The organism is Lysinibacillus sp. PWR01 (assembly GCF_043359455.1).
Lineage (GTDB): Bacteria > Bacillota > Bacilli > Bacillales_A > Planococcaceae > Lysinibacillus > Lysinibacillus fusiformis_F.
In genome coordinates this window covers 1-21,893 of sequence record NZ_JBHERJ010000077.1, presented here as the reverse complement: position 1 = coordinate 21,893, position 21,893 = coordinate 1, and the positions used below count along the sequence as shown (strand labels likewise).

General features: G+C 36.9%; 25 protein-coding genes. 24 read left to right on the top strand and 1 reads right to left on the bottom strand.

Annotated features, from left to right (window positions below):
• Positions 1 to 136: 136 nt before the first annotated feature.
• The 11 genes from ACEVFT_RS17040 (at position 137) to rsmI (ending at position 8,459) form a co-directional block, all read left to right on the top strand.
• Entirely contained in the window at positions 137 to 574 is a 438-nt protein-coding gene (locus tag ACEVFT_RS17040) for an SRPBCC family protein (protein ID WP_393950823.1), read from the top strand.
• Between the two features lie 325 nt (positions 575 to 899).
• Positions 900 to 2,324, top strand: a complete 1,425-nt coding sequence (locus ACEVFT_RS17035; RefSeq protein ID WP_446721578.1) for an aminotransferase class I/II-fold pyridoxal phosphate-dependent enzyme — start codon at positions 900 to 902, stop codon at positions 2,322 to 2,324.
• A gap of 17 nt (positions 2,325 to 2,341) precedes the next feature.
• Positions 2,342 to 2,971, top strand: a complete 630-nt coding sequence (gene tmk, locus ACEVFT_RS17030; RefSeq protein ID WP_205446342.1) for a dTMP kinase — start codon at positions 2,342 to 2,344, stop codon at positions 2,969 to 2,971.
• Positions 2,972 to 3,278: 307 nt separating this feature from the next.
• Entirely contained in the window at positions 3,279 to 3,608 is a 330-nt protein-coding gene (locus ACEVFT_RS17025) for a cyclic-di-AMP receptor (protein ID WP_004229230.1), read from the top strand.
• A 125-nt stretch (positions 3,609 to 3,733) separates the two neighbouring features.
• The gene (locus ACEVFT_RS17020) at positions 3,734 to 4,174 is read left to right on the top strand and encodes a YaaR family protein (protein WP_004229228.1); all 441 of its coding nucleotides are present in this window, start codon (positions 3,734 to 3,736) and stop codon (positions 4,172 to 4,174) included.
• A 156-nt stretch (positions 4,175 to 4,330) separates the two neighbouring features.
• The gene (gene holB / locus ACEVFT_RS17015) at positions 4,331 to 5,335 is read left to right on the top strand and encodes a DNA polymerase III subunit delta' (protein ID WP_393950822.1); all 1,005 of its coding nucleotides are present in this window, start codon (positions 4,331 to 4,333) and stop codon (positions 5,333 to 5,335) included.
• Positions 5,328 to 6,143, top strand: a complete 816-nt coding sequence (locus ACEVFT_RS17010; protein WP_205446344.1) for a PSP1 domain-containing protein — start codon at positions 5,328 to 5,330, stop codon at positions 6,141 to 6,143. Before holB ends, ACEVFT_RS17010 begins: the two co-directional genes overlap by 8 nt.
• Positions 6,144 to 6,170: 27 nt before the next feature.
• Positions 6,171 to 6,527 (top strand): DNA replication initiation control protein YabA, encoded by a 357-nt coding sequence (gene yabA, locus ACEVFT_RS17005; protein WP_004229222.1) that lies wholly within the window; start codon positions 6,171 to 6,173, stop codon positions 6,525 to 6,527.
• A 63-nt stretch (positions 6,528 to 6,590) separates the two neighbouring features.
• Entirely contained in the window at positions 6,591 to 7,340 is a 750-nt protein-coding gene (locus ACEVFT_RS17000) for a tRNA1(Val) (adenine(37)-N6)-methyltransferase (RefSeq protein ID WP_205446345.1), read from the top strand.
• Positions 7,324 to 7,587, top strand: coding sequence for a GIY-YIG nuclease family protein (locus ACEVFT_RS16995; protein WP_342533685.1), 264 nt, complete (start codon positions 7,324 to 7,326; stop codon positions 7,585 to 7,587). The genes ACEVFT_RS17000 and ACEVFT_RS16995 overlap by 17 nt, the downstream gene beginning before the upstream one ends.
• Positions 7,584 to 8,459 carry a 16S rRNA (cytidine(1402)-2'-O)-methyltransferase gene (gene rsmI, locus ACEVFT_RS16990; protein WP_342442129.1) on the top strand — a complete coding sequence of 292 codons (876 nt, stop codon included), beginning with the start codon at positions 7,584 to 7,586 and terminating at the stop codon, positions 8,457 to 8,459. The genes ACEVFT_RS16995 and rsmI overlap by 4 nt, the downstream gene beginning before the upstream one ends.
• Before the next feature lie 238 nt (positions 8,460 to 8,697).
• Here the strand turns inward: rsmI and ACEVFT_RS16985 are convergent, their stop codons facing one another.
• Positions 8,698 to 8,976, bottom strand: a complete 279-nt coding sequence (locus tag ACEVFT_RS16985; RefSeq protein WP_004229214.1) for a transition state genes transcriptional regulator AbrB — start codon at positions 8,974 to 8,976, stop codon at positions 8,698 to 8,700.
• Positions 8,977 to 9,310: 334 nt separating this feature from the next.
• Here ACEVFT_RS16985 and metG point away from each other — a divergent pair, with 334 nt between their 5' ends.
• The 13 genes from metG (at position 9,311) to ACEVFT_RS16920 (ending at position 21,507) form a co-directional block, all read left to right on the top strand.
• The gene (gene metG, locus ACEVFT_RS16980) at positions 9,311 to 11,302 is read left to right on the top strand and encodes a methionine--tRNA ligase (RefSeq protein ID WP_393950821.1); all 1,992 of its coding nucleotides are present in this window, start codon (positions 9,311 to 9,313) and stop codon (positions 11,300 to 11,302) included.
• A gap of 253 nt (positions 11,303 to 11,555) precedes the next feature.
• Entirely contained in the window at positions 11,556 to 12,326 is a 771-nt protein-coding gene (locus ACEVFT_RS16975; RefSeq protein WP_393950820.1) for a TatD family hydrolase, read from the top strand.
• A 135-nt stretch (positions 12,327 to 12,461) separates the two neighbouring features.
• Positions 12,462 to 13,673 (top strand): resuscitation-promoting factor, encoded by a 1,212-nt coding sequence (locus ACEVFT_RS16970; RefSeq protein ID WP_342442131.1) that lies wholly within the window; start codon positions 12,462 to 12,464, stop codon positions 13,671 to 13,673.
• Between the two features lie 194 nt (positions 13,674 to 13,867).
• Complete coding sequence (gene rnmV / locus ACEVFT_RS16965) at positions 13,868 to 14,434, top strand: ribonuclease M5 (RefSeq protein ID WP_393950819.1); 567 nt, start codon at positions 13,868 to 13,870, stop codon at positions 14,432 to 14,434.
• The gene (rsmA, locus tag ACEVFT_RS16960; protein ID WP_205446352.1) at positions 14,427 to 15,308 is read left to right on the top strand and encodes a 16S rRNA (adenine(1518)-N(6)/adenine(1519)-N(6))-dimethyltransferase RsmA; all 882 of its coding nucleotides are present in this window, start codon (positions 14,427 to 14,429) and stop codon (positions 15,306 to 15,308) included. Before rnmV ends, rsmA begins: the two co-directional genes overlap by 8 nt.
• Before the next feature lie 157 nt (positions 15,309 to 15,465).
• Positions 15,466 to 15,726 (top strand): biofilm formation stimulator Veg, encoded by a 261-nt coding sequence (gene veg, locus ACEVFT_RS16955; RefSeq protein ID WP_004229199.1) that lies wholly within the window; start codon positions 15,466 to 15,468, stop codon positions 15,724 to 15,726.
• Between the two features lie 113 nt (positions 15,727 to 15,839).
• Positions 15,840 to 16,019: a small, acid-soluble spore protein, alpha/beta type gene (locus ACEVFT_RS16950; protein ID WP_004229193.1), complete on the top strand. Its 180-nt coding sequence runs from the start codon at positions 15,840 to 15,842 to the stop codon at positions 16,017 to 16,019.
• Between the two features lie 220 nt (positions 16,020 to 16,239).
• Positions 16,240 to 17,106, top strand: coding sequence for a 4-(cytidine 5'-diphospho)-2-C-methyl-D-erythritol kinase (gene ispE, locus ACEVFT_RS16945; protein ID WP_205446353.1), 867 nt, complete (start codon positions 16,240 to 16,242; stop codon positions 17,104 to 17,106).
• A gap of 56 nt (positions 17,107 to 17,162) precedes the next feature.
• Entirely contained in the window at positions 17,163 to 17,996 is an 834-nt protein-coding gene (gene purR / locus ACEVFT_RS16940) for a pur operon repressor (RefSeq protein WP_205446354.1), read from the top strand.
• Positions 17,993 to 18,367, top strand: a complete 375-nt coding sequence (locus ACEVFT_RS16935) for a RidA family protein (protein ID WP_393950818.1) — start codon at positions 17,993 to 17,995, stop codon at positions 18,365 to 18,367. The genes purR and ACEVFT_RS16935 overlap by 4 nt, the downstream gene beginning before the upstream one ends.
• Positions 18,368 to 18,587: 220 nt before the next feature.
• Complete coding sequence (spoVG, locus tag ACEVFT_RS16930) at positions 18,588 to 18,890, top strand: septation regulator SpoVG (RefSeq protein WP_205446356.1); 303 nt, start codon at positions 18,588 to 18,590, stop codon at positions 18,888 to 18,890.
• A 262-nt stretch (positions 18,891 to 19,152) separates the two neighbouring features.
• A complete protein-coding gene (gene glmU, locus ACEVFT_RS16925; RefSeq protein WP_393950817.1) occupies positions 19,153 to 20,523 on the top strand; it encodes a bifunctional UDP-N-acetylglucosamine diphosphorylase/glucosamine-1-phosphate N-acetyltransferase GlmU in 1,371 nt (456 codons plus the stop codon).
• A 24-nt stretch (positions 20,524 to 20,547) separates the two neighbouring features.
• A complete protein-coding gene (locus ACEVFT_RS16920; RefSeq protein WP_004229183.1) occupies positions 20,548 to 21,507 on the top strand; it encodes a ribose-phosphate diphosphokinase in 960 nt (319 codons plus the stop codon).
• Positions 21,508 to 21,893 lie beyond the last annotated feature (386 nt).

Here is a 21,893-nt window from a genome sequence, read left to right as displayed (position 1 = left end):
TTCCCCCTGTGAGAGTAGGACGTCGCTAGGCAAAAAAGCAACCACTGAGAAATCAGTGGTTTTTTTGTTTATTTAGAATCCTATAAAATGTTAAAGTTTAATAGAGTGATTAAAATAAACAAAGGGGTGCACTGGAGTGGCAACAGGACAATGTAATAAGGAAATCAATATACAGAAAGAAAAATTAGAGAATTTTATTCAAAATAGAGAACAATGGGCTGTTTTAATACCAGGTTATTTACATCACGAAATACTAAATGAAAATGATATGATTTGGGTCTTCCAAGGTGATTTTGGCATTATTCAAAAAGCGGTTAAAGTAGAACTTAAAATAAAAAAATCAGATGCTCACCAAGTACTATTTGATTTAGAGGGTTTATCTGATCCGATAAATGGTGATGGTTCTTTTGAAATAAAACAAAATCAAGGTGAATCACCTCAACTGACTGGTATTTTAACAATGAAAGCAAGTGGATTTTTAGCGGGAATGATGAATCCAGTATTAGATAATTTTGTACCTCGCCTAGTCGAGCAATTAGTGGAAGCAATGGCTCTTCAAGTGGCAAAAGAATAGTGATATGAAAAGAGTTGGAGAACCGATTATTACTGTCACCTGTAATAATCGGTTTATTTTGATTCAGCAAATATTACTTGTACAGAAAGAGATGGTTAAGGCATAGAAGACTTTCTCCTTATAAGAAAGAGTGAATATACTTGTTTTATTTTTGAGCACAGTGTCAGCAGTAATGACACCAAGATGTCATGGTTGATAATAAGATATTTTATTGAAAATATTTGTTTATTAAATAAAAATGGATGACCTTGTCGAGGGATAGCTTTTTTATCTCCTTATAATTTCGTATAATTAAAGGAGAATCTAACGAAAATGGGTGTTTGTTTTGCAAAAGAAAAAGCCAATTATTGAAGGGTTAGAACGTTTTCGACAACAACAAAATATTTCTTTTCATGTCCCAGGTCATAAGCATGGCGAACTGTCCCACCTTCCACAAGCATTTAAAGATGTAATGCGTTATGATGTAACTGAATTATCAGGTTTAGATGATCTACATTACCCTGAGGAAATGATATTAGAAGCAGAAAATTTATTGGCAGATACATATGGAGCAACGAAGAGTTTCTTTCTAGTAGGAGGTTCTACTGTTGGAAATTTAGCAATGATATATGCTACTTGTAACAAGGGCGATACGATTATTGTTCAGCGTAATGCACATAAATCAATTTTCCATGCCATTGAACTTGTTGGGGCTAAGCCAATATTTGTGTCACCGCTATGGGATGAACGAACATTATCGGCGACACATGTGACTTATAGAGATTTAAAAGAAGCAGTAGAAAATTATTCAGAGGCGAAAGCAGTTGTTCTGACATATCCTACTTATTATGGGATGACTTCTAATGAAATACAGCAGCAAATTGCTTATTGTCATGAAAAAGGAATACCTGTATTGGTGGATGAAGCACATGGCGCTCATTTTAATGCATGTACTTTATTTCAGCCATCCGCATTGTCATTTGGAGCAGACATTGTTGTACAATCAGCGCATAAGACTCTACCAGCTATGACGATGGCTTCTTTTATGCATGTTAAGTCGGAATTGATAGCGGCTGACAAAATACATCATTATTTACGCATGTTACAATCTAGTAGCCCATCTTATTTATTATTAGCTTCATTAGATGATGCTCGCTATTATGTACAGACATATATGGAGAGTGATGGGGCATATATAATAGAAAAAAAGAATCAATGGATTGAAGCATTACGTTCGATTGGTTCATTGGAAGTAATTGAAGTAGATGATCCACTTAAAGTATTGTTACGTGTTAATGGTTATAGTGGTTTTCAATTACAAGAGGCATTAGAGGCGAAGCATGTTTATGGGGAGCTGGCAGATGCGAATCAGGTCTTATTTGTGTTACCTTTGCTGAAGCAAGGACATACCTACCCATTTGCTGAAATCAGAATTCGTATAAAAGAGGCTATAACTATGCTATTAAACACAGCTAAAACCGATAGCATAACGGCTTCTCATACAGCCTATCATTTTGTACCGATTACTGAGCCTATCTATACCTTTAATGAGGTTGCATCATTAAATAAAGAATGGTTACCATATATGCGTACAATGGGCCGGATTTCAGCAAATATGATTATACCTTATCCACCTGGTATACCATTGTTAGTGCCAGGAGAAAGAATAACAGTAGCTAAATTAAGTCAATTGGAAGAGCTATTAGCAGCAGGTGCGACATTCCAAGGGAATCATCGTTTAGCAGAAAAAATGATTCAGGTCATTAAATAGTTGGAGGCAATAACAGCATGAATAGCAATTTATTTATTACATTCGAAGGTCCCGAGGGAGCAGGAAAAACAACGGTCATTCAAATGATAGCAAAGCGATTAACAGAAAAAAATATTGAAGTTCTGGCAACAAGAGAACCCGGTGGAATTGAGATTGCAGAAAAAATAAGAACCATCATCTTGAATCCTGCGCATACAGCTATGGACGAACGAACAGAAGCATTATTATATGCTGCAGCAAGAAGCCAGCATTATTTTGAAAAAGTACGACCTGCTTTAGATGCCGGGAAGTTGGTTATATGTGACCGTTTTATCGATTCATCTTTAGCCTATCAAGGATATGCAAGAGGAATTGGTGTCGATGAAGTGCTTTCTATTAATGAGTTCGCTATTGGGAAAAAATTGCCTGACGTGACTATATTATTTGATCTTGCACCAGAGGTAGGCTTAGCACGTATTCATGCAACTGGCAATCGGGAAGTAAACCGCTTAGACGTTGAAAGCTTGTCGTTTCATCAGAAGGTGCGTGAAGGATATTTACAACTAGTAGAGCAGTACCCAGAACGAATACGTGTGGTCAACGCAGACCAAGATATTGAGAATGTTGTGGAAGATGTATGGTTATTATTATTGGAAGCAATGCAGTAAAAGCATGAAGTTGTCTACAACAATGTGATATAATGATACTATCCATTAATTTATCTTCACTAGGATAACATCATTTGTGAGAGTATCCCATTACGTCGGAGCGCAATTGCCGCTGACGCTTCGCTTCCACGCAGATCTAGTTTTTAGATTAACTAACCTGCATTGTGTAGGCGGGCAACATGATGGTGTTCCCTATATTCAACGGGTGTTTAAACATCTACTGAATCAAGATAAATGTTTATAAGCTAATGCTTAGGAATAGTATTGAAATCTATCTAGGTGAATTTTATAAAAGGGGTGAGTGCGAATGAAGTTAGTCGTAGCTGTAGTGCAAGATCAGGATAGCAGCCGCTTATCAAATGCTTTAACGAAAAATCAGTTTCGCGCAACTAAATTAGCGAGCACAGGAGGATTTTTACGTTCAGGAAATACGACGTTTCTTATAGGAACTGAAGACTCTCTCATACCCAAACTTTTAGATATTATTCGGGATAATTGTCGAGCAAGAGAGCAAATGGTTGCACCAGTTTCTCCGTTAGGAGGAAATGCTGATTCCTATATACCTTACCCTGTGGAGGTTGAGGTAGGAGGAGCTACTGTATTTGTTTTACCGATTGAACAATTCCATCATTTTTAAAAAGTAGCCTCCGAAGCTGAATTATTGATTATTAGCTACTATTAGACATTTTAAAAAAACTAATAGTTATTTAAAAGCGATTATGCCTAGGAGAAATAGATAAAAATTGTGGGGGCGAAACCAGCTTGAAGATTAATCAAGATATACGTGTCGGATTAAATACAAATCGCAAAGAGCCACTACAAAATAATAATCAAAATAACCGATTTGGAGATATGGTCGTCAAGCAAGGTAATAAGCTGCAAACAGAACAACTAACACGTTTGTTAGGGGATATATCTACTGCAGGTGACCGAGTTGCTAGATCACGTAATTTACGAGAACTTGCTAGGTTTAAAATGCTTGTTAAACGATTTCTACAAGAGACAGTAGAACATGGTATGGAGTTAAAACAATCACATACCTGGAATCGTTTTGGTGAAGGAAGACGTTTAAAAATCATTGAAACCATTGATACACGTCTTGTCGAACTTGCACAGGATCTCTTAGATGAAGAAAAAGAAGCAATAGATCTCCTTGATAAAATCGGTGAGATTAAAGGCTTACTAATTAATTTATATATGTAAAACCCGTGTCTCGTTCTCATATAGGCGCGGGCTTTTTTCAAATGTTAAGTTGGCAACTTGCCACTAAAGTAGAACCACTGTAATGTTTCTTTACAAAAAGTAAGAGTGCAAGAAAGTCGCACTTTTTGTTATAGACACAGGAAGGAATTTAAATGTATGGCCAAGAATGTTGAAGAGCTACTCACACTACAACCAGTCGTAATGAAGCAACTTCAAACGATTTTTGACAAGAATAGATTAGCACATGCATATATTTTTGATGGCGAAAAAGGGACAGGCAAGGTAGATATTATGTACTTTTTTGTCAAATTAATGTTATGTGAGCAACCAAGTGGAAATGTTCCATGTGAAACATGTCGAAATTGCAAACGTGTAGATTCGGGAAATCATCCAAATATTCATCAAATTTATCCTGATGGTCAATTCATAAAAATTGATCAAATGCGAGAACTCATTGGAGAAATGAAAATGATGGGTGTAGAAGAGGGACGTAAGATTTATGTGCTTCATCATGCAGACCGTCTTAATACAGCCTCTGCCAATATGATACTTAAATTTTTAGAGGAACCAGATGGAGAGGTAACTGCCATATTACTAACAGAGCAAATGCAGTCAATACTTCCAACTATCCGTTCTCGTTGCCAACATATCAAATTTCAAAAAATGCCACGTCATATTTTGTTGAAGCATTTACAGGAAAATAATATTTCACATTCAATGGCTTCAACAGTAAGCATGATGACAAATGAGCTCGAAACGGCTATATTTTTAGCGAATGATGAGCAGTTTGCACTCGCTCGAAAAACAGTGTTAAAATTAGTAGAGGCCATTCGGCAAAATGTACACGAAGCAATGCTTATTGTGCATGAAGAGTGGTTGCCTCACTTTAAAGAAAAAAGCGAGATGGAGCAAGCATTGGATTTACTACTATTTGCTTACCGTGATATAGTGTCAATAAAAGCTAATCCCGAGGCAGCTTGTACTTATCCAGACATGTTACCACTATTTAAAGAAGTTGCGCTATATTCCACTTATGAAAGATTATCAAATCAGATGGAATCTATTTTACAAGCGCGCTCCTCTTTACAGCGTAACATGAATAGGACGTTATTGATGGAGCAGTTAATGCTAAATCTGCAGGAGGGATATACATTTGTATAATGTAGTAGGAGTCCGCTTTAAAAAGGCGGGTAAAATATATTATTTTGATCCGGCATCATTTCTACTAGAAGATAGTCAATATGTCATTGTAGAGACAGCCCGCGGTGTAGAGTATGGAAAGGTAGTTGTCCCTCAAAAAGTAGTGGGTGATAATGATGTTGTATTACCACTTAAACAAGTACTTAGACCAGCGGATGATCGTGATCGTATACAAGTAGAGGAAAATGCAGCCGAATCGAAACGTGCATTTGAACTCGCTAGTACTAAAATTATAGAGCATAATTTAGAAATGAAACTTGTAGATGTTGAATATACATTTGATCGTAATAAAATTATTTTTTACTTTACAGCTGAAGGACGAGTTGACTTCAGGGATCTAGTAAAAGATTTAGCCTCAGTTTTTAGAACGCGTATTGAGCTTCGCCAAATCGGTGTGCGTGATGAAGCAAAGCTATTAGGTGGCATTGGTCCATGCGGAAGAATGCTTTGTTGCTCCACATTTTTAGGTGATTTTGAGCCAGTTTCTATCAAGATGGCTAAAGATCAAAACTTATCATTAAATCCCTCAAAAATATCTGGTCTTTGTGGACGGTTAATGTGTTGCTTAAAGTATGAAAATGATGAATATGAAGAAGCAAAAGAGGGCATGCCAGATGTTGGTGAGATAACAATGACACCAGATGGCCGTGGAAAAGTAGTAGGGCTAAATGTGCTGGAAAGAATTATTCAAGTATATTTACACGAGCAGGAACGCACAGTTGAGTATACACTAGAAGAACTGCTAGCAGGCGAAAAAAATCTTATTTAAGATAGAGAATTTAACGAGGTGGCTTGGGTGAAGGACCGTAATTTCTTAGATACCGTTATGGAGTTCGAACAACAGCTCGAAGCAATGCAGGAGCAATTTGGTGCATTGAAACAATTTGTAGCGTTAATGATGGAAGAGCATAAGGCGCTTGAGACAGAAAATCATCACCTACGAACACGTCTAGAAGAACTACTTTCTAATACAAACTCCGTACAAGCTGCTGAAGTAAAGAAAGAGAGTCCGCTAGATATTGGTGAGGGATATGATAACTTAGCTCGCCTCTACCAGGAGGGCTTCCATGTTTGTCATGTTCATTTTGGAAGTTCCCGTAAAGGTGAGGATTGTCTGTTTTGTCTATCATTTTTAAATAAACAAAATGTGTAATAGAAGGCTGATTCCCGCTACGGTGGTGTCAGTCTTTTGTTTTGTAGCGTAGGAGGAAGAAGCATGGAAAAATGGTTAAAAGGTGACGAACGACTAGATTATTTGTTGGCTGAAAATTTACGTATTATTCAAAGCCCCTCTGTCTTTTCATTCTCATTGGATGCAGTGTTGCTTTCAAAGTTTGTTAATATTCCTTATCATAAGGGAAAAATTGTTGATTTATGCTCAGGAAATGGTGTAATTCCTCTCTTTTTAAGTGCACGTACAAAGGGACAAATAACGGGAGTAGAGATTCAGTCACGTTTATTTGATATGGCAGAGAGAAGTATCCGTTACAATCAACTAGAACAGCAAATTCAAATGATTCTTGGAGATGTAAAAGAAATACCGAAACAATTAGGCATTGAAAAGTATGATGCGGTTACCTGCAATCCACCCTATTTTTTAGCACATGAAGCAAGTGATAAAAATCTTAGTGAGCATCATGCCATTGCAAGACATGAACTATATTTAACATTAGAAGAAGCGATTCAATCAGCAAGTAAATTATTAAAGCAGGGTGGCAAGGCGGCATTTGTCCATCGTCCAGGGCGATTATTAGATATTGTTACAGCTATGCGAGCAAATCGCTTAGAGCCTAAACGGATGCAGCTTATTTATCCGAAGGAAGGGAAAGAGGCCAATACATTATTAATAGAAGGAATCAAAGATGGAAAGCCAGATTTAAAAATTCTGCCGCCGTTGTATGTCTATGATGCCAATAATGAATACACGGCAGAAGTGAGAGACATTCTGTATGGAAAAGAGCAGTAGTCACTACTTTTATGTGTTAGAGTGTGCTGATCAAACGCTTTATGCAGGGTATACAAATAATATAGAAAAACGTGTTGCTGTACATAACGCTGGTAAAGGAGCAAAATATACAAGAGCTAGAGGTCCAGTGAAATGTATTTATAAAGAAATATTTGAGACAAAGCAAGAAGCAATGCGTGCGGAATATGCTTTTAAGCAATTAACAAGATCACAGAAAATTAATTATATAAGGAGGGGTGAATCGTGAAATCACAAAAAAGTACAATACACGATCAGACAGGTTGTTTATATCTGGTAGGAACACCTATTGGTAATCTAGAGGATATGAGCGTGCGTGCACTTCGCATTTTAAAAGAAGCCGATATTATCGCTGCAGAAGATACTAGAAACACAAAAAAGCTGTGTAACTATTTCGAGATTGAAACACCACTAATAAGCTACCATGAGCATAATTTAGCCGTAGGTGGAGAAAAATTATTAACATTGCTACAAGAAGGAAAAACAATCGCATTAGTAAGTGATGCAGGTTTACCTTGTATTTCTGATCCAGGTGCCGATATAGTCGAAAAAGCAATTGCTCAAAACTTTTCTGTCGTACCAGTGCCAGGTCCTAATGCAGCGATTTCAGCGTTAATTGCATCTGGGTTGTCGCCACAGCCATTTTTCTTTTATGGATTTTTGAACCGCGGGAAAAAGGAACGTCGCCAGCAATTAGAGCAATTAAAAAAACGCCAAGAAACGATTTTATTATATGAGGCACCACATCGCTTAAAGGATACATTAAAAGATATGGAAGCTATACTCGGGGACCGTCGCATTGTTTTAGCTCGAGAGCTAACAAAGAAATTTGAAGAATTTTTACGAGGTACATTGGCCGAAGCTGTAGAATGGTCACAAACAGAGGAAATACGAGGAGAGTTTTGCATTGTCCTTGAAGGCAATAGCTCTGTAGAAGAGGAAGAACATGAAGAAGCCTATTGGCAAAACATGTCTATAGTTGAACATGTTGATTTTATTATCAATCAATCCAATATCACTTCAAAAGAAGCCATTAAGGAAGTAGCTAAGCTAAGAAAAGTGGCAAAACGAGATGTTTATAATGAATATCATAGTGAATAATAGTAAAGAGTTACCTTAGTAGGGTAGCTCTTTATTTTTAGTTAGTCATCATAACTTAAAAAGTTGAAATGTAATGATTTTGAGACATAATTTTAAATTGATAATAATTGTAAATAATAGTAACCTTAAGAGGAAAGGTCTGACATGGACATTATAAGGGTTCTAGATTTTGGGTATATTAAATTGTATATAAACAAAAACACCTAAATCACTGTTTTTGATTTAGGTGAGTAATCACTTATTTTTTTAAGTTAGATTGAATTTCTTTAACTAACATTTCAGCGCCTTCTGGACTTAAAATTAATTTGCCTCCAACTAGACGGAAGTTATCATCTGAAACTTCACCAGTAACAGCACATGTCATATTAGGCATATATTTTTTTAAGATGATTTTATCGTCATCCACATAGATTTCTAAAGCGTCCTTTTCAGCAATACCTAGCGTACGGCGTAACTCGATAGGAATTACTACACGACCTAACTCATCGACTTTACGAACAATCCCTGTTGATTTCATAATAGATTTCCTCCTAATTTATAAAAGTTATATTGGTATTTCGTCAAATTTCGACATTATTTCTTTGTCTGATAGTTATCATACCAAGTAATGCCATAAACGTCAATTAATTAATGCACTAATATTATGGTTTTTAAAAAAATTTTTTGAGAAGAATGCAGGTATTTTAATTTTTTTAAAAGGTTTTTAATAAATATTTTTGTTTATAGTAAAAAAGGTTCTTATTTAAGTCATTTAATGGATTAGATATATTATTCGACAATTTTCGCGTTTGATAAACTTTCATTGAAACGAATTTCGTACTTCGTTAGAATAGAAAGTATATTGTAAAACAATGGAGGCAGTTCTTGTGAGTGAACAACAAAAAACATTCTATATAACAACACCCATTTACTATCCAAGTGGGAAATTTCATATTGGTACGGCATATACAACAGTAGCATCTGATACTATTGCGCGCTATAAGCGTTTACAAGGGTATGATGTACGCTTTTTAACAGGAATGGACGAACACGGTCAAAAAATTCAAGAAAAAGCAGCAGAAGCGGGCAAACATCCTCAAGATTATGTAAATGAAATCGCAGATGCTGCGAAAAAACTTTGGGGTTTAATGGATATTTCTTATGATGACTTTATTCAAACAACGCAGGAGCGACATACGAAAGCTGTCGAAAAGATTTTCCAAAAGTTTTTAGATAATGGTGATATTTATAAAGGTGAATATGAAGGCTGGTACTGTACACCATGTGAATCATTCTTTACAGAGACTCAATTAGTTGACGGGAACTGTCCAGATTGTGGTCGCCCAGTGCACAAAGTAAAAGAAGAATCGTACTTCTTTAATATGAAGAAATATGCGGATCGCTTATTAGCTTATTATGAAGAGAACCTTGAATTCATTGAGCCAGAGTCGCGAAAAAATGAAATGATTAACAACTTCATTAAACCGGGGCTAGAAGATTTATCTGTATCAAGAACATCCTTCGACTGGGGTATTAAAGTACCAGGAGATCCAAAGCATGTCATTTATGTATGGGTTGATGCATTAACGAATTATATTACAGCCTTAGGATATCTATCAGAGGATGAATCACTATTCAATAAATATTGGCCAGCAGATGTACATGTAGTTGGGAAGGATATTGTTCGTTTCCACACGATTTATTGGCCAATCTTCTTAATGGCATTAGATTTACCATTACCAAAAAAAGTATTTGCTCATGGTTTTATTATGATGAAAGACGGTAAAATGTCTAAATCAAAAGGCAATGTTATTTATCCAGAAATGTTAATCGAGCGTTATGGCCTAGATGCGACACGTTATTTCCTATTACGTGAATTACCATTTGGCTCTGATGGTGTATTTTCACCAGAATCATTTATAGAACGCACAAACTTTGATTTGGCGAATGACTTAGGAAATTTATTAAATCGTACTATTTCAATGATTAATAAATATTTTGATGGTGTTATTCCGACAGAAAATCTTCAACCGACAGAATTTGATGCTGCGTTAAAAGAGCAAGCTGAGTCGGTACGTATTAAATATGAAGAAAGTATGGAAAAAATGCAATTTAGTGTCGTTCTTGCTGACTTATGGACATTGGTGTCACGTACTAATAAATATATCGATGAGACACAACCTTGGGTGTTGGCAAAAGAAGAGTCCGATAAACCAAAATTAGGTGCTGTTATGCGAAATTTGGCAGAGAGCTTACACCAAATTGCTGTCATGTTACAACCATTTATGACAACAACCCCGAAACGTATGATCGATCAGTTAGGTTTAGATGACAAATTCTTAGCATGGGATACAATTGAAACATTCGGCAATACTATTCCAGCAAACATTAAAGTGGTAGAAAAAGGGATACCTATTTTCCCACGCTTGGAAAATGAGGTTGAAATTGCTTATATTCGAGAGGAAATGCGTGGTTCTGTGAAAACACCACAGGAGGAAGAAAGTAAAAAGGCTACAAAGACTGACGAAAACCCAGAAATTCCTGAAATTGCTATTGATGATTTTATGAAAATTGATTTGCGTGTAGCGACTGTGACTGCATGTGAAACAGTTCCGAAAGCGGATAAATTATTAAAGCTTCAAGTTGATCTAGGATATGAGCAACGTCAAGTAGTTTCAGGTATTGCGAAATTCTATACACCAGATGATTTAATCGGTCAAAAAGTGATTGTCGTAGCAAATTTAAAACCAGTAAAATTACGTGGTGAATTATCACAAGGAATGATTTTGGCTGGTGAAAAAGATGGAATTTTAAAATTAGCATCTGTTGATCCTAAACTTGAAAATGGTGCAAAAGTAAAGTAATGATCTTAAGAAAGGCCTGCTGAATATGAATTATTCAGCAGGCTTTTCAAATCCGTTAGGGAAATTGGAATTAAATTATTTTGAAATAATTTATATCGCGTGAAAGATGTGAATTTATAGGTTTAAAGAACTATTTTGGGTATTGTCGATTAAGTGGAATGTCACAATACCAAATAGTTTGTAACGAAAATGTAATGCTTACGAAAAATATGAAATAATAAATTTTAATAAAATCTATGTTAGGAGAATGAAAATGTATATTGATACGCACGTACATTTAAACGCAGACCAGTATGAGGAAGACCTCCAAGAGGTGATTGATAGAGCCCTTGAAGCGAAAGTAGAGAGAATGGTGGTCATTGGTTTTGACCGTAAAACCATTGAGAGAACAATGCAACTAATAGAGCAATATGACTTTGTTTATGGTGTCATTGGTTGGCATCCAGTAGACGCCATTGATTGTACTCAACAAGATTTAGAGTGGATTGAGGAATTAGCATCACATCCAAAAATAGTTGGCATTGGTGAAATTGGATTGGACTACTATTGGGATAAGTCACCAAAAGATGTTCAACAAGCACTTTTTCGCAAGCAAATTCAATTAGCTCAAAAGATCAATTTGCCAATCATTATTCATAATAGGGATGCAACAGGTGATGTTGTACAAATTTTGCGTGAAGAAAATGCGGCTTCTGTAGGGGGTGTCATGCACTGCTTTAGTGGGAGTGTAGAAACAGCACGTGAATGTATAGCTATGAATTTTATGATTAGTCTTGGGGGGCCAGTAACATTTAAAAATGCAAGACTACCAAAGGAAGTGGCTACAGAAATACCTCTAGAGCACCTGATGATTGAAACAGACGCTCCTTATTTAGCTCCACATCCACATCGAGGTAAGCGTAATGAACCCGCTTTCGTGCCTTTAGTTGCTGAGGAAATCGCACGTTTGAAAGGGTTGACAATTGAGGAAATTGCACAAGCAACTACAGCCAATGCGAAAATTTTTTTTGGGATTGACAATTAACTAGCTTAGATGCCTCCAATACAGGGTTTGTGGTTGGCAAAAAACAAGAAGTCAATTTTCAGAGAAATACTTTCGGGTTGACAGTGCCAAAACTAGTCCGTATAATCCAACCTTGTATTAAGGAGGCGTTTTTTCATGTCAAATAATTCCATGAAAAACTTGTTCTTAGGATCATTGAGGAGTAAGCAAACAGTGATAAGAATTATTTCACTTGTCCTGTTTGTATCTGTAATCTCTTTCGTGCTTTATCAAGGTACGAAAAAAGCCGTTAAGCTTGAAGCAAATGGAGAAACAATCGAAGTATCCACACATGCCAAAACTGTAGAACAATTATTACAAAGTCAAAATATAGATATAGCAGAGCATGACAAAATATCACCCTCTCTGAACACCAAAATTGTGAATGGATTAGCAATTACATGGGAACAGGCAAAAGAAGTAACTATTTCAGTTGATGGAAATCAGTCAAAAGTTTGGACAACTGAAACACTTGTGAAGGACATTTTGAAGGAAGCAAATATTAAAGTATCTGAGCACGACTCTTTAGCGCAAGGTCTAGATACTGAACTAGGAGCAGAAAACAAAATCGATATTCAAAAAGCGTTTCAAGTAGCGCTTGTCGATGGCGTAAATAAAAGACAAGTATGGTCCACTTCGACTACGGTCGCTAACTTTTTAAAACAACAAGGAATTCAGCTAAATGAATTCGATCGTGTCGAAAATAACCTGGAGAACGTTATTACTCCGGAGAGTAAAATCACAGTAGTTCGCGTAGAAAAGGTTATCGATGTAGTGGAAGACTCTTTAGATTTCGCAGTTGAAAAGAAGCAGGATGCTTCATTGCAAAAGGGGAAACAAAAAGTAGTAGCAACAGGCGAGAAGGGATCGATTTCTCGTACGTATGAAGTTATCAAAGAAAATGGTAATGTTGTAGCAAAAAATCTACAATCTGAGAAAGTTTTAAAAGAGCCGAAGAAACAAGTCGTTGCAGTTGGCACAAAAACAATTGTTGCAAGCGCAGCAACTGTATCACGTGGTTCTGCAGAGCCTGCTAGCGGTAAAGAATTTTATGTAACAGCAACAGCTTATACACCATATTGCAACGGTTGTACTGGTACATCAGCAACTGGTATAAACTTACGTTCAAATTCAGGCTTGAAGGTGATAGCAGTTGACCCTTCTGTTATTAAGTTAGGATCAAAGGTTTGGGTTGAAGGCTATGGTACAGCTATTGCTGGGGATACTGGTGGGTCAATTAAGGGTAATAAGATTGACATACTTGTACAAACAGATGCCCAAGCACGTAACTGGGGACGTAAGAAAGTGCGCATTAAAGTATTAAATTAGAAAAATTGTAAAATTAATCAAAATGTTTTTTCACAAATGGAGCTTTCCTGTTTTGACTGGCGGGAAAGCTTCTTTATTATTTTTAGCAAATGATTTTGTAAGATAAGCTGTCTGTACCTTGTATTCCTGTACAAATCATATAGAGCAGTTGTAAAATGGTCAGAAGATAAGGTAGATAGAAAAGAGGGGCCTTTTTGCAAATTAAAGAAATTATTGTTGTTGAAGGAAAAGACGATACGACGGCTATTAAACGTGCTGTGCAAGCAGATACTATAGAAACAAATGGATCTGCGATTTCTGAAGAAACGTTGAAACGAATTCAGCATGCCCAAGAAAAGCGTGGTGTTATTGTATTTACAGATCCTGACTACCCAGGACGTCGAATACGCGCCATTATTGAGGAGCGTGTACAAGGGGTGAAGCATGCTTTTTTACCAAAAGCCAAAACGATTGCCAAAAACGGTAAAGGGTTAGGTATCGAACATGCTGCTGACGATGATATACGTGAGGCACTACAACATGTCTATACCCCTATTCATGATGTACTAAACGAAGAGGTTATTACACTGGAAGATTTATTGACAGCGCGTTTAATTGGACACCCACAATCAAAGCAGCGTCGTGATCGTCTAGGAGAAATCTTAAATATAGGTGCTACAAACGGTAAACAACTTCATAAAAGGTTGAAGATGTTTCAGATTACAGAGGAGCAATTTGGTGCGGCTATCGCACAGGTAGATCAGGAGGAAAATGATGCATAAGGATATTGCTACACCAATTCGAACACAAGAAATTCTAAAAAAATATGGTTTTTCATTTAAAAAAAGCTTAGGGCAAAACTTTTTAATTGATCCTAACATTTTACGAAATATAGTAAGCCACGCAAATTTAACAGAGAATAGTGGTGCAATTGAAGTTGGCCCTGGTATTGGGGCATTAACAGAGCATTTGGCAAGAAGCGCTAAAAAGGTTGTTTCCTTTGAAATCGACCAACGTTTATTACCTGTACTAGAAGATACACTTAGTCCATATAATAATGTGTCTATCATCCACTCTGACATACTTAAGGCAGATGTTGCGAAGGTAATTGCAGATGAGATGCCAGGTATTGATGATATTATGGTTGTTGCCAATTTACCATATTACGTCACTACGCCGATTTTATTGAAATTACTCAATGACCGACTACCAATCCGTGGTTTTGTTGTTATGATGCAAAAAGAGGTGGCAGATCGTATAACGGCTAAGCCGGGAACGAAGGAATATGGTTCGTTATCTATTGCGATTCAGTATTACGTGAAGGCAGATATTGCTATGACAGTGCCAAAAACAGTTTTCATGCCACAACCTAATGTCGACTCCGCTGTAATTCGTCTTATCAAACATGATGAACCACCAGTAAAAGTAATAGATGAGGATTTTCTATTTGTTGTAACGCGTGCCTCTTTCGTACAGCGAAGAAAAACGATCTATAATAACCTGCAAGCTGGTTTACCAAATGGAAAGGCACAAAAGGATCAAATTTTACAGGCATTAGAGCTAGCTCATATTGAGCCAACTCGTCGTGGAGAAACACTTTCTATTCAAGAGTTTGGAAAATTAGCTGATGCACTGCATCCTGTTTTTGCAAAGTAAAAATTTTTGTTAACATTTTTTCGGAGATGTAAAAAAATATATATTTTTTTATAAAAAATAAGTTGACAAGATTTATAAGAGGCTGATAAAATATTATATTTTGTTGACATTTTTGGGCCATTAGCTTATACTTGTAATTAGTGAGGTGTAAGCGAAAATGCCAAAAACTTTAGCGGACATTAAAAAGTCGTTGGATTGTCATTTGGGTAAACGTTTGCAATTAAAAGCAAACGGTGGTCGCAAGAAAACGGTTGAGTGTGCAGGGATACTACGTGAGACATATCGCGCCATCTTTGTAGTAGAACTCGATCAAGAAGACAATACGTGCAAGCGCGTATCGTATAGCTACACAGATATTTTAACTGAAGCAGTAGAGATTACATTTTTAGACGAAGCAAAGGCTGCTGTCGCAAAATAGTTTCTAGTACTTATTTCTATATTTAGAAACACTCATGTATGTTAAAAAATACATGAGTGTTTTGCGTTTTCACGGGCATACTAAATTCGTCAGTTGTTAAAGGAGGAGTTTATATGCCTAGAAAAGGTATCATGTCACCTCGTTTAAAAGAAGAGATCGCAAAAGAGCTTGGATTTTATGATGTTGTGCAAAAGGAAGGCTGGGGCGGCATAAAAGCTCGTGATGCTGGTAATATGGTCAAACGTGCCATAGAAATGGCTGAACGGGCAAGTAGTGAGCAAGAGCGTAAGTAGACTGTTTTTGCTAAAATAGTCATCTTATAACGTTTCTTCAGCAGGGATGAAAATCCTTACTGACACAACAAATACAACTGACGAGAGAGAGCCGTTACTCCGAACAGGGTAAACGGTTCTTTTTTTCCATTTTCGTATTCTCAATATGGTAAAATAAAATGAATAATCTTGCGCGAAAAAAAGAACTGTTTATACGTGTAGCTATAAGGGAGGAAGAAAGATGCTTTATGTAAAGGCGCCTGCAAAAATCAATTTAACATTAGATGTACTTTATAAAAGACCAGATAATTTTCACGAAGTGGAGATGGTTATGACAACAGTCGATTTAGCTGATCGTATCAGTCTTGAATCTCGAGAAGATGGTGTTATTCAAATAATTTCAACAGATAATTTTGTACCAAATGACCATCGCAATTTTGCTTATCAGGCAGCGCGTCTCATAAAAGATACATACGGCATTAGACAAGGTGTATCCATTACGATTGAAAAGGAAATACCCATCGCAGCAGGGCTCGCAGGTGGCAGTAGTGATGCAGCTGCAACATTAAAAGGGTTAAATGAACTGTGGGATTTAGGTTTATCAATAGATGAAATAGCGGAGCTTGGCGCTAAAATTGGTTCGGATGTTTCGTTTTGTGTTTATGGAGGTACAGCACTCGCTACAGGACGAGGCGAAAAAATAAAGGAATTATCAGCCCCACCTAATTGTTGGGTTGTACTAGCTAAGCCTAAAATTGGTGTATCAACAGCAGAAGTATATGGGGGTCTTAAGGTTGAAGGATTGGAACATCCAAATACACAGCAGATGATACAAGCTATAGAGACAAAAGATTATGAGCTACTATGTTCTTCATTAGGAAATGTTTTGGAAACTGTAACATTTAAGTTACACCCAGAAGTTGTGATGTTAAAGGAACAAATGAAGCGCTTTGGGGCAGATGCTACGTTAATGAGTGGAAGCGGTCCGACTGTGTTTGGGCTGGTGGATAGTGAAGCTCGTGTAAGTCGTATTTATAATGGTTTACGTGGTTTTTGTGAGGAAGTTTATGCAGTACGAATTTTAGGTGAGCGAAATACGCTTGCTTAGAAACGCAAATTTGTGTTAATTTTACCTATAAATATTCGTGTTTAGGAGAGGGTCGCATGAAATGGAAACGTAGTGAACGACTAGTTGATATGACGTACTACTTACTAGAACATCCACATCAGCTGATCCCGCTAACTTATTTTTCAGAACTATATCAATCTGCTAAGTCATCCATTAGTGAGGATTTAACGATTGTAAAAGAAACTTTCGAAGAAAAAGGAATCGGGTTATTGATAACAGTGCCGGGTGCTGCAGGAGGAGTAAAGTATATTCCGAAAATGTCCGAGGCAGAAGTACGTTTAGTGATTCAAGATTTAAAGGCAGAGCTAGAACATTCAGATCGATTGTTACCAGGCGGTTACTTATTTATGACAGACTTGCTTGGAAACCCAGATTTAATTAATCGCGTAGGGAAGGTCTTTGCTTCTGCCTTTGCAGATCAACAAATCGATGTCATAATGACAGTAGCAACCAAAGGGATATCCATTGCCCATGCCATTGCAAGGCATTTAAATGTACCAGTGGTTGTTGTGAGAAGAGATAGTAAAGTAACAGAAGGCTCTACAGTTAGCATTAACTATGTATCTGGTTCTTCCAGAAGAATTCAGACAATGGTATTATCAAAAAGAAGCATGAAGAGTGGACAACGTGTATTAATTACAGACGACTTTATGAAGGTCGGCGGTACTATGAATGGCATGAAAAATCTATTAGAAGAGTTTGACTGTCAGCTAGCAGGCATTGCGGTGCTTGTGGAGGCTGAGCATGCAGACGAAACATTAGTAGATGATTATTATTCACTTGTAAAGCTTCATGAAGTTAATGAAAAAGATCGAACAATTGCATTAAGTGAAGGTAACTATTTTTCTAAAAGGGGACATGACAAATGAAAGTAGTAGCAACAGCAAATGCACCAGCAGCAATCGGACCATATTCACAAGGTATCATTGTTAACGGGATTTTTTATAGCTCTGGTCAAATTCCATTAACAGCTACAGGTGATTTAGTGGAAGGCGATATAACTGTACAAACAAATCAAGTCTTTGCTAATTTAAAAGCAGTTTTAGCGGAAGCTGGAACTTCTTTAGATAATGTTGTGAAAACAACGGTCTTTATGAAGGATATGAACGATTTTGTAGCGATGAATGAAGTTTATGCAAGTCATTTTGGTGATCATAAACCAGCTCGTTCAGCTGTAGAGGTAGCCCGTCTTCCGAAAGATGTAAAAGTTGAAATCGAAGTAATCGCAATCGTAAAATAAATGAAGCTTGCTAAGCTCACTAAAGAGAATTTCTATTCTATTTAGTGGGTTTTTTTATGCCGACAAACAATTGTCAAAAATTACGTATATAAGAAAAAATATTATTCTAATAAGTATTCAAATTTTTTAGAAAATTTGATAGACTATGAAAAGGAAAATATTCGGTAATCGAGAATATGATATTTTCATTTAGGCATCCAAGAAGAGAGGTGGTGAGAAAATGGAAGTTACTGATGTGAGATTACGTCGGGTACAGACGGATGGTCGCATGCGTGCGATTGCTTCCATTACACTTGACAATGAGTTTGTTGTTCACGATATTCGTGTAATTGATGGAAATACTGGTTTATTTGTAGCTATGCCAAGTAAACGAACACCAGATGGGGAATTTAGAGATATTGCCCATCCAATTAATTCTGATACTCGAAATAAAATTCAGGAAATCATTTTAAACGAGTATCATAACTCTAGTGAAGTAGAGGAAACCGGTAAAGAGGAAGAATTAGAGGGAATCGGTGTGTAATAGAAAGGTAATAACTTACTTTTAAAGGATATGTTACAAACTGATGGTAAAAAAAGATAGGAAGAACTCTTCTAGCTAGAAGGGTTCTTTTTATTTTGATAAAAAGATAATATGAGCAATTTTAGGATATACTTCATGACATTCGAGCATAAGGTGCATTGGATTTAGGAATTCATGTTTTTGTCAACTCTACATGCCTTGAAAATAGATGAATTTTGCTATATAGTCATAAGAGAAAATGAGCGTATTGGAGGACTTACAGATGAGCAATGTTTTTGCTGTCATTTTGGCTGCAGGTCAAGGTACACGTATGAAGTCCAAATTATATAAAGTGCTCCATCCAGTATGTGGGAAACCTATGGTACAACATGTGGTGGATCATATTCAAACGTTAGATGTGAATCGCATTGTAACGGTAGTCGGACATGGTGCTGAAAAAGTGCAACAACAGCTTGGAGATAAGAGTGAGTATGTACTGCAGGCTGAACAATTAGGTACAGCGCACGCTGTGCAACAAGTTGAGGCGATTTTAGGTAATGAAGAAGGTACAACATTAGTTGTATGTGGAGATACACCACTAATTCGTCCTGAAACGATGCAAGCTCTATTTGAACATCATCAAGCGAAGAATGCTAAAGCAACTATTTTAACAGCAATTGCTGAAAAACCAACTGGCTATGGCCGTATTTTACGTGGCGATAACGGGCAGGTCGAGCAAATTGTTGAGCAAAAGGATGCTTCAGCAGAGCAACAATTAGTAAAAGAAATAAATACTGGCACATACTGCTTTGATAACAAATTATTATTTGAAACATTGAAGCTTGTGAAAAATGATAATGCTCAAGGTGAATATTATTTACCAGATGTCATTGAAATTTTACAAAAGCAAGGTGATATTGTTGAAGCATATGTCACTGATGATTTTGAAGAAACGTTAGGTGTTAACGATCGTGTGGCTTTGTCACAAGCTGAGACTTTAATGCGTACAAGAATCAACGAGAAGCATATGCGTAATGGTGTAACAATTATTCATCCTGAAACAACGCATATTAGTGTAGATGCAGTTATTGGGCGTGACACTGTGATTCAACCAGGCTCAATGATTGAAGGTGCTACTGTGATCGGTGAAGATTGCATTATCGGGCCAAATACTCAAATTATCGATAGTCGTGTTGGTGATCGCACAACTGTACACTCTTCTGTTGTCCGTGAAAGCGCTATTGCAGAGGATACTGCTATTGGGCCATTTGCTCATATTCGACCACTTTCAGACATCGGTAGTCATGTGAAAATTGGTAACTTTGTAGAAGTGAAGAAAAGCAAGCTGGGTAATGACACGAAAGTTTCGCATTTAAGTTATATTGGCGATGCCGAGATCGGCAGTAACGTCAATATTGGTTGTGGTTCCATTACAGTAAACTATGATGGAAAAAACAAGTTCAAAACGATTATTGAAGATGATGTATTTGTAGGATGTAATACTAACTTAGTAGCACCAGTGAAAGTTGGAAAAGGTTCATTTATTGCAGCAGGTTCTACAATTACAAAAGAAGTTCCTGAAGATGCACTTGCAATAGCTCGTGCAAGACAAGAAAACAAACCGAATTATGTAAGCAAATTAAATTCAAAATAATTATCAACTAAACAGGAGGCCATCATGCCGTATCATTATGCAAACTCACAATTAAAAATATTTTCACTTAATTCTAATAATCCATTAGCTCAAGAAATTGCGCAGGAAATGGGCGTTGAATTAGGTAAATCTTCTGTTAAGCACTTCAGTGATGGAGAGATTCAAATTAGCATTGAAGAAAGTATTCGAGGTTGTGATGTGTTTATCGTGCAGTCTACTTCTGCACCTGTAAACGAACATTTAATGGAGCTTTTAATTATGGTAGATGCAGTTAAACGTGCATCTGCTCGTACAGTAAACGTTGTAATGCCTTATTATGGTTATGCACGTCAAGATCGTAAAGCAAAAGCGCGCGAGCCAATTACAGCTAAATTAGTGGCAAATCTACTTGAGACTGCTGGTGCAACACGTGTTATCGTATTAGATTTACACGCACCTCAAATCCAAGGTTTCTTCGATATCCTAATCGACCACTTAATGGCAGTACCATTACTATCTGATTACTTCAAATCTAAAGGTATTCCAGGAGATGAAATCGTTATTGTTTCACCAGATCATGGTGGGGTAACACGTGCTCGTAAAATGGCTGAACGATTAAAAGCACCGATTGCAATTATTGACAAACGTCGTCCGAAACCAAATGTTGCGGAAGTGATGAACATTGTTGGTAATGTTGATGGTAAAGTGGCAATCTTAATTGATGATATTATTGATACAGCAGGCACAATTACAATTGGGGCAGATGCGTTACGTGCCGCTGGTGCAAAAGAAGTTTACGCTTGCTGTTCACACCCTGTATTATCTGGTCCAGCAATTGAACGTATTGAAAACTCTGCTATTAAAGAATTAGTGGTGACAAATACAATTCAGCTTTCAGACGAGAAAAAATCTCCAAAAATTACGGAGCTTTCTGTAGCTAAGCTAATGGCTGATGCTATCTCTCGCGTTTATGAAAATAAATCTGTAAGTACTCTATTTGATTAATAAATATCGTAAGTATAAGACCAATCTATTCATTGAGTAGATTGGTCTCATGTTGTTGAAAAAAGATCGTGTCACTAACAGAAAAAGACCTTTTAGCAAGGTGGGAGGTTGATTTCCGTTCCGCCAGCGTCCTTTCCAGGGGGCGTCCGATGAGCCGCTTCACTCACTTACGTTCGCTCCAGGGTCTCATCTGTTACGCTAATCCCCTAGGAGTGAAGCTGGCTTCTCTCCAATCAACCATTTTGCAAAAGTGTCTTTTCCTCTTTCATACTAATAGTAGTGAACAAAATAGCCCATTATCTGTGGTATTAGAGAGAGGATAGGCTCTTATTTTCAAGGTAGAGAAGTGATGCGTGACAACACCTCTTCATAAAGAGTAGTGAATA

What these genes read in the sequence shown, in the direction of transcription:
- holB (WP_393950822.1), top strand. Translation starts at nt 4,331, where the DNA reads ATGGCCAAGAATGTTGAAGAGCTACTCACACTACAACCAGTCGTAATG.
- ACEVFT_RS16970 (WP_342442131.1), top strand. Translation starts at nt 12,462, where the DNA reads ATGTCAAATAATTCCATGAAAAACTTGTTCTTAGGATCATTGAGGAGT.
- ispE (WP_205446353.1), top strand. Translation starts at nt 16,240, where the DNA reads ATGCTTTATGTAAAGGCGCCTGCAAAAATCAATTTAACATTAGATGTA.
- ACEVFT_RS16975 (WP_393950820.1), top strand. Translation starts at nt 11,556, where the DNA reads ATGTATATTGATACGCACGTACATTTAAACGCAGACCAGTATGAGGAA.
- rsmA (WP_205446352.1), top strand. Translation starts at nt 14,427, where the DNA reads ATGCATAAGGATATTGCTACACCAATTCGAACACAAGAAATTCTAAAA.
- veg (WP_004229199.1), top strand. Translation starts at nt 15,466, where the DNA reads ATGCCAAAAACTTTAGCGGACATTAAAAAGTCGTTGGATTGTCATTTG.
- purR (WP_205446354.1), top strand. Translation starts at nt 17,163, where the DNA reads ATGAAATGGAAACGTAGTGAACGACTAGTTGATATGACGTACTACTTA.
- glmU (WP_393950817.1), top strand. Translation starts at nt 19,153, where the DNA reads ATGAGCAATGTTTTTGCTGTCATTTTGGCTGCAGGTCAAGGTACACGT.
- ACEVFT_RS16995 (WP_342533685.1), top strand. Translation starts at nt 7,324, where the DNA reads ATGGAAAAGAGCAGTAGTCACTACTTTTATGTGTTAGAGTGTGCTGAT.
- spoVG (WP_205446356.1), top strand. Translation starts at nt 18,588, where the DNA reads ATGGAAGTTACTGATGTGAGATTACGTCGGGTACAGACGGATGGTCGC.
- ACEVFT_RS16920 (WP_004229183.1), top strand. Translation starts at nt 20,548, where the DNA reads ATGCCGTATCATTATGCAAACTCACAATTAAAAATATTTTCACTTAAT.
- tmk (WP_205446342.1), top strand. Translation starts at nt 2,342, where the DNA reads ATGAATAGCAATTTATTTATTACATTCGAAGGTCCCGAGGGAGCAGGA.
- ACEVFT_RS17000 (WP_205446345.1), top strand. Translation starts at nt 6,591, where the DNA reads ATGGAAAAATGGTTAAAAGGTGACGAACGACTAGATTATTTGTTGGCT.
- ACEVFT_RS16985 (WP_004229214.1), bottom strand. Translation starts at nt 8,976, where the DNA reads ATGAAATCAACAGGGATTGTTCGTAAAGTCGATGAGTTAGGTCGTGTA.
- ACEVFT_RS16950 (WP_004229193.1), top strand. Translation starts at nt 15,840, where the DNA reads ATGCCTAGAAAAGGTATCATGTCACCTCGTTTAAAAGAAGAGATCGCA.
- ACEVFT_RS16935 (WP_393950818.1), top strand. Translation starts at nt 17,993, where the DNA reads ATGAAAGTAGTAGCAACAGCAAATGCACCAGCAGCAATCGGACCATAT.
- metG (WP_393950821.1), top strand. Translation starts at nt 9,311, where the DNA reads ATGGAGGCAGTTCTTGTGAGTGAACAACAAAAAACATTCTATATAACA.
- ACEVFT_RS17025 (WP_004229230.1), top strand. Translation starts at nt 3,279, where the DNA reads ATGAAGTTAGTCGTAGCTGTAGTGCAAGATCAGGATAGCAGCCGCTTA.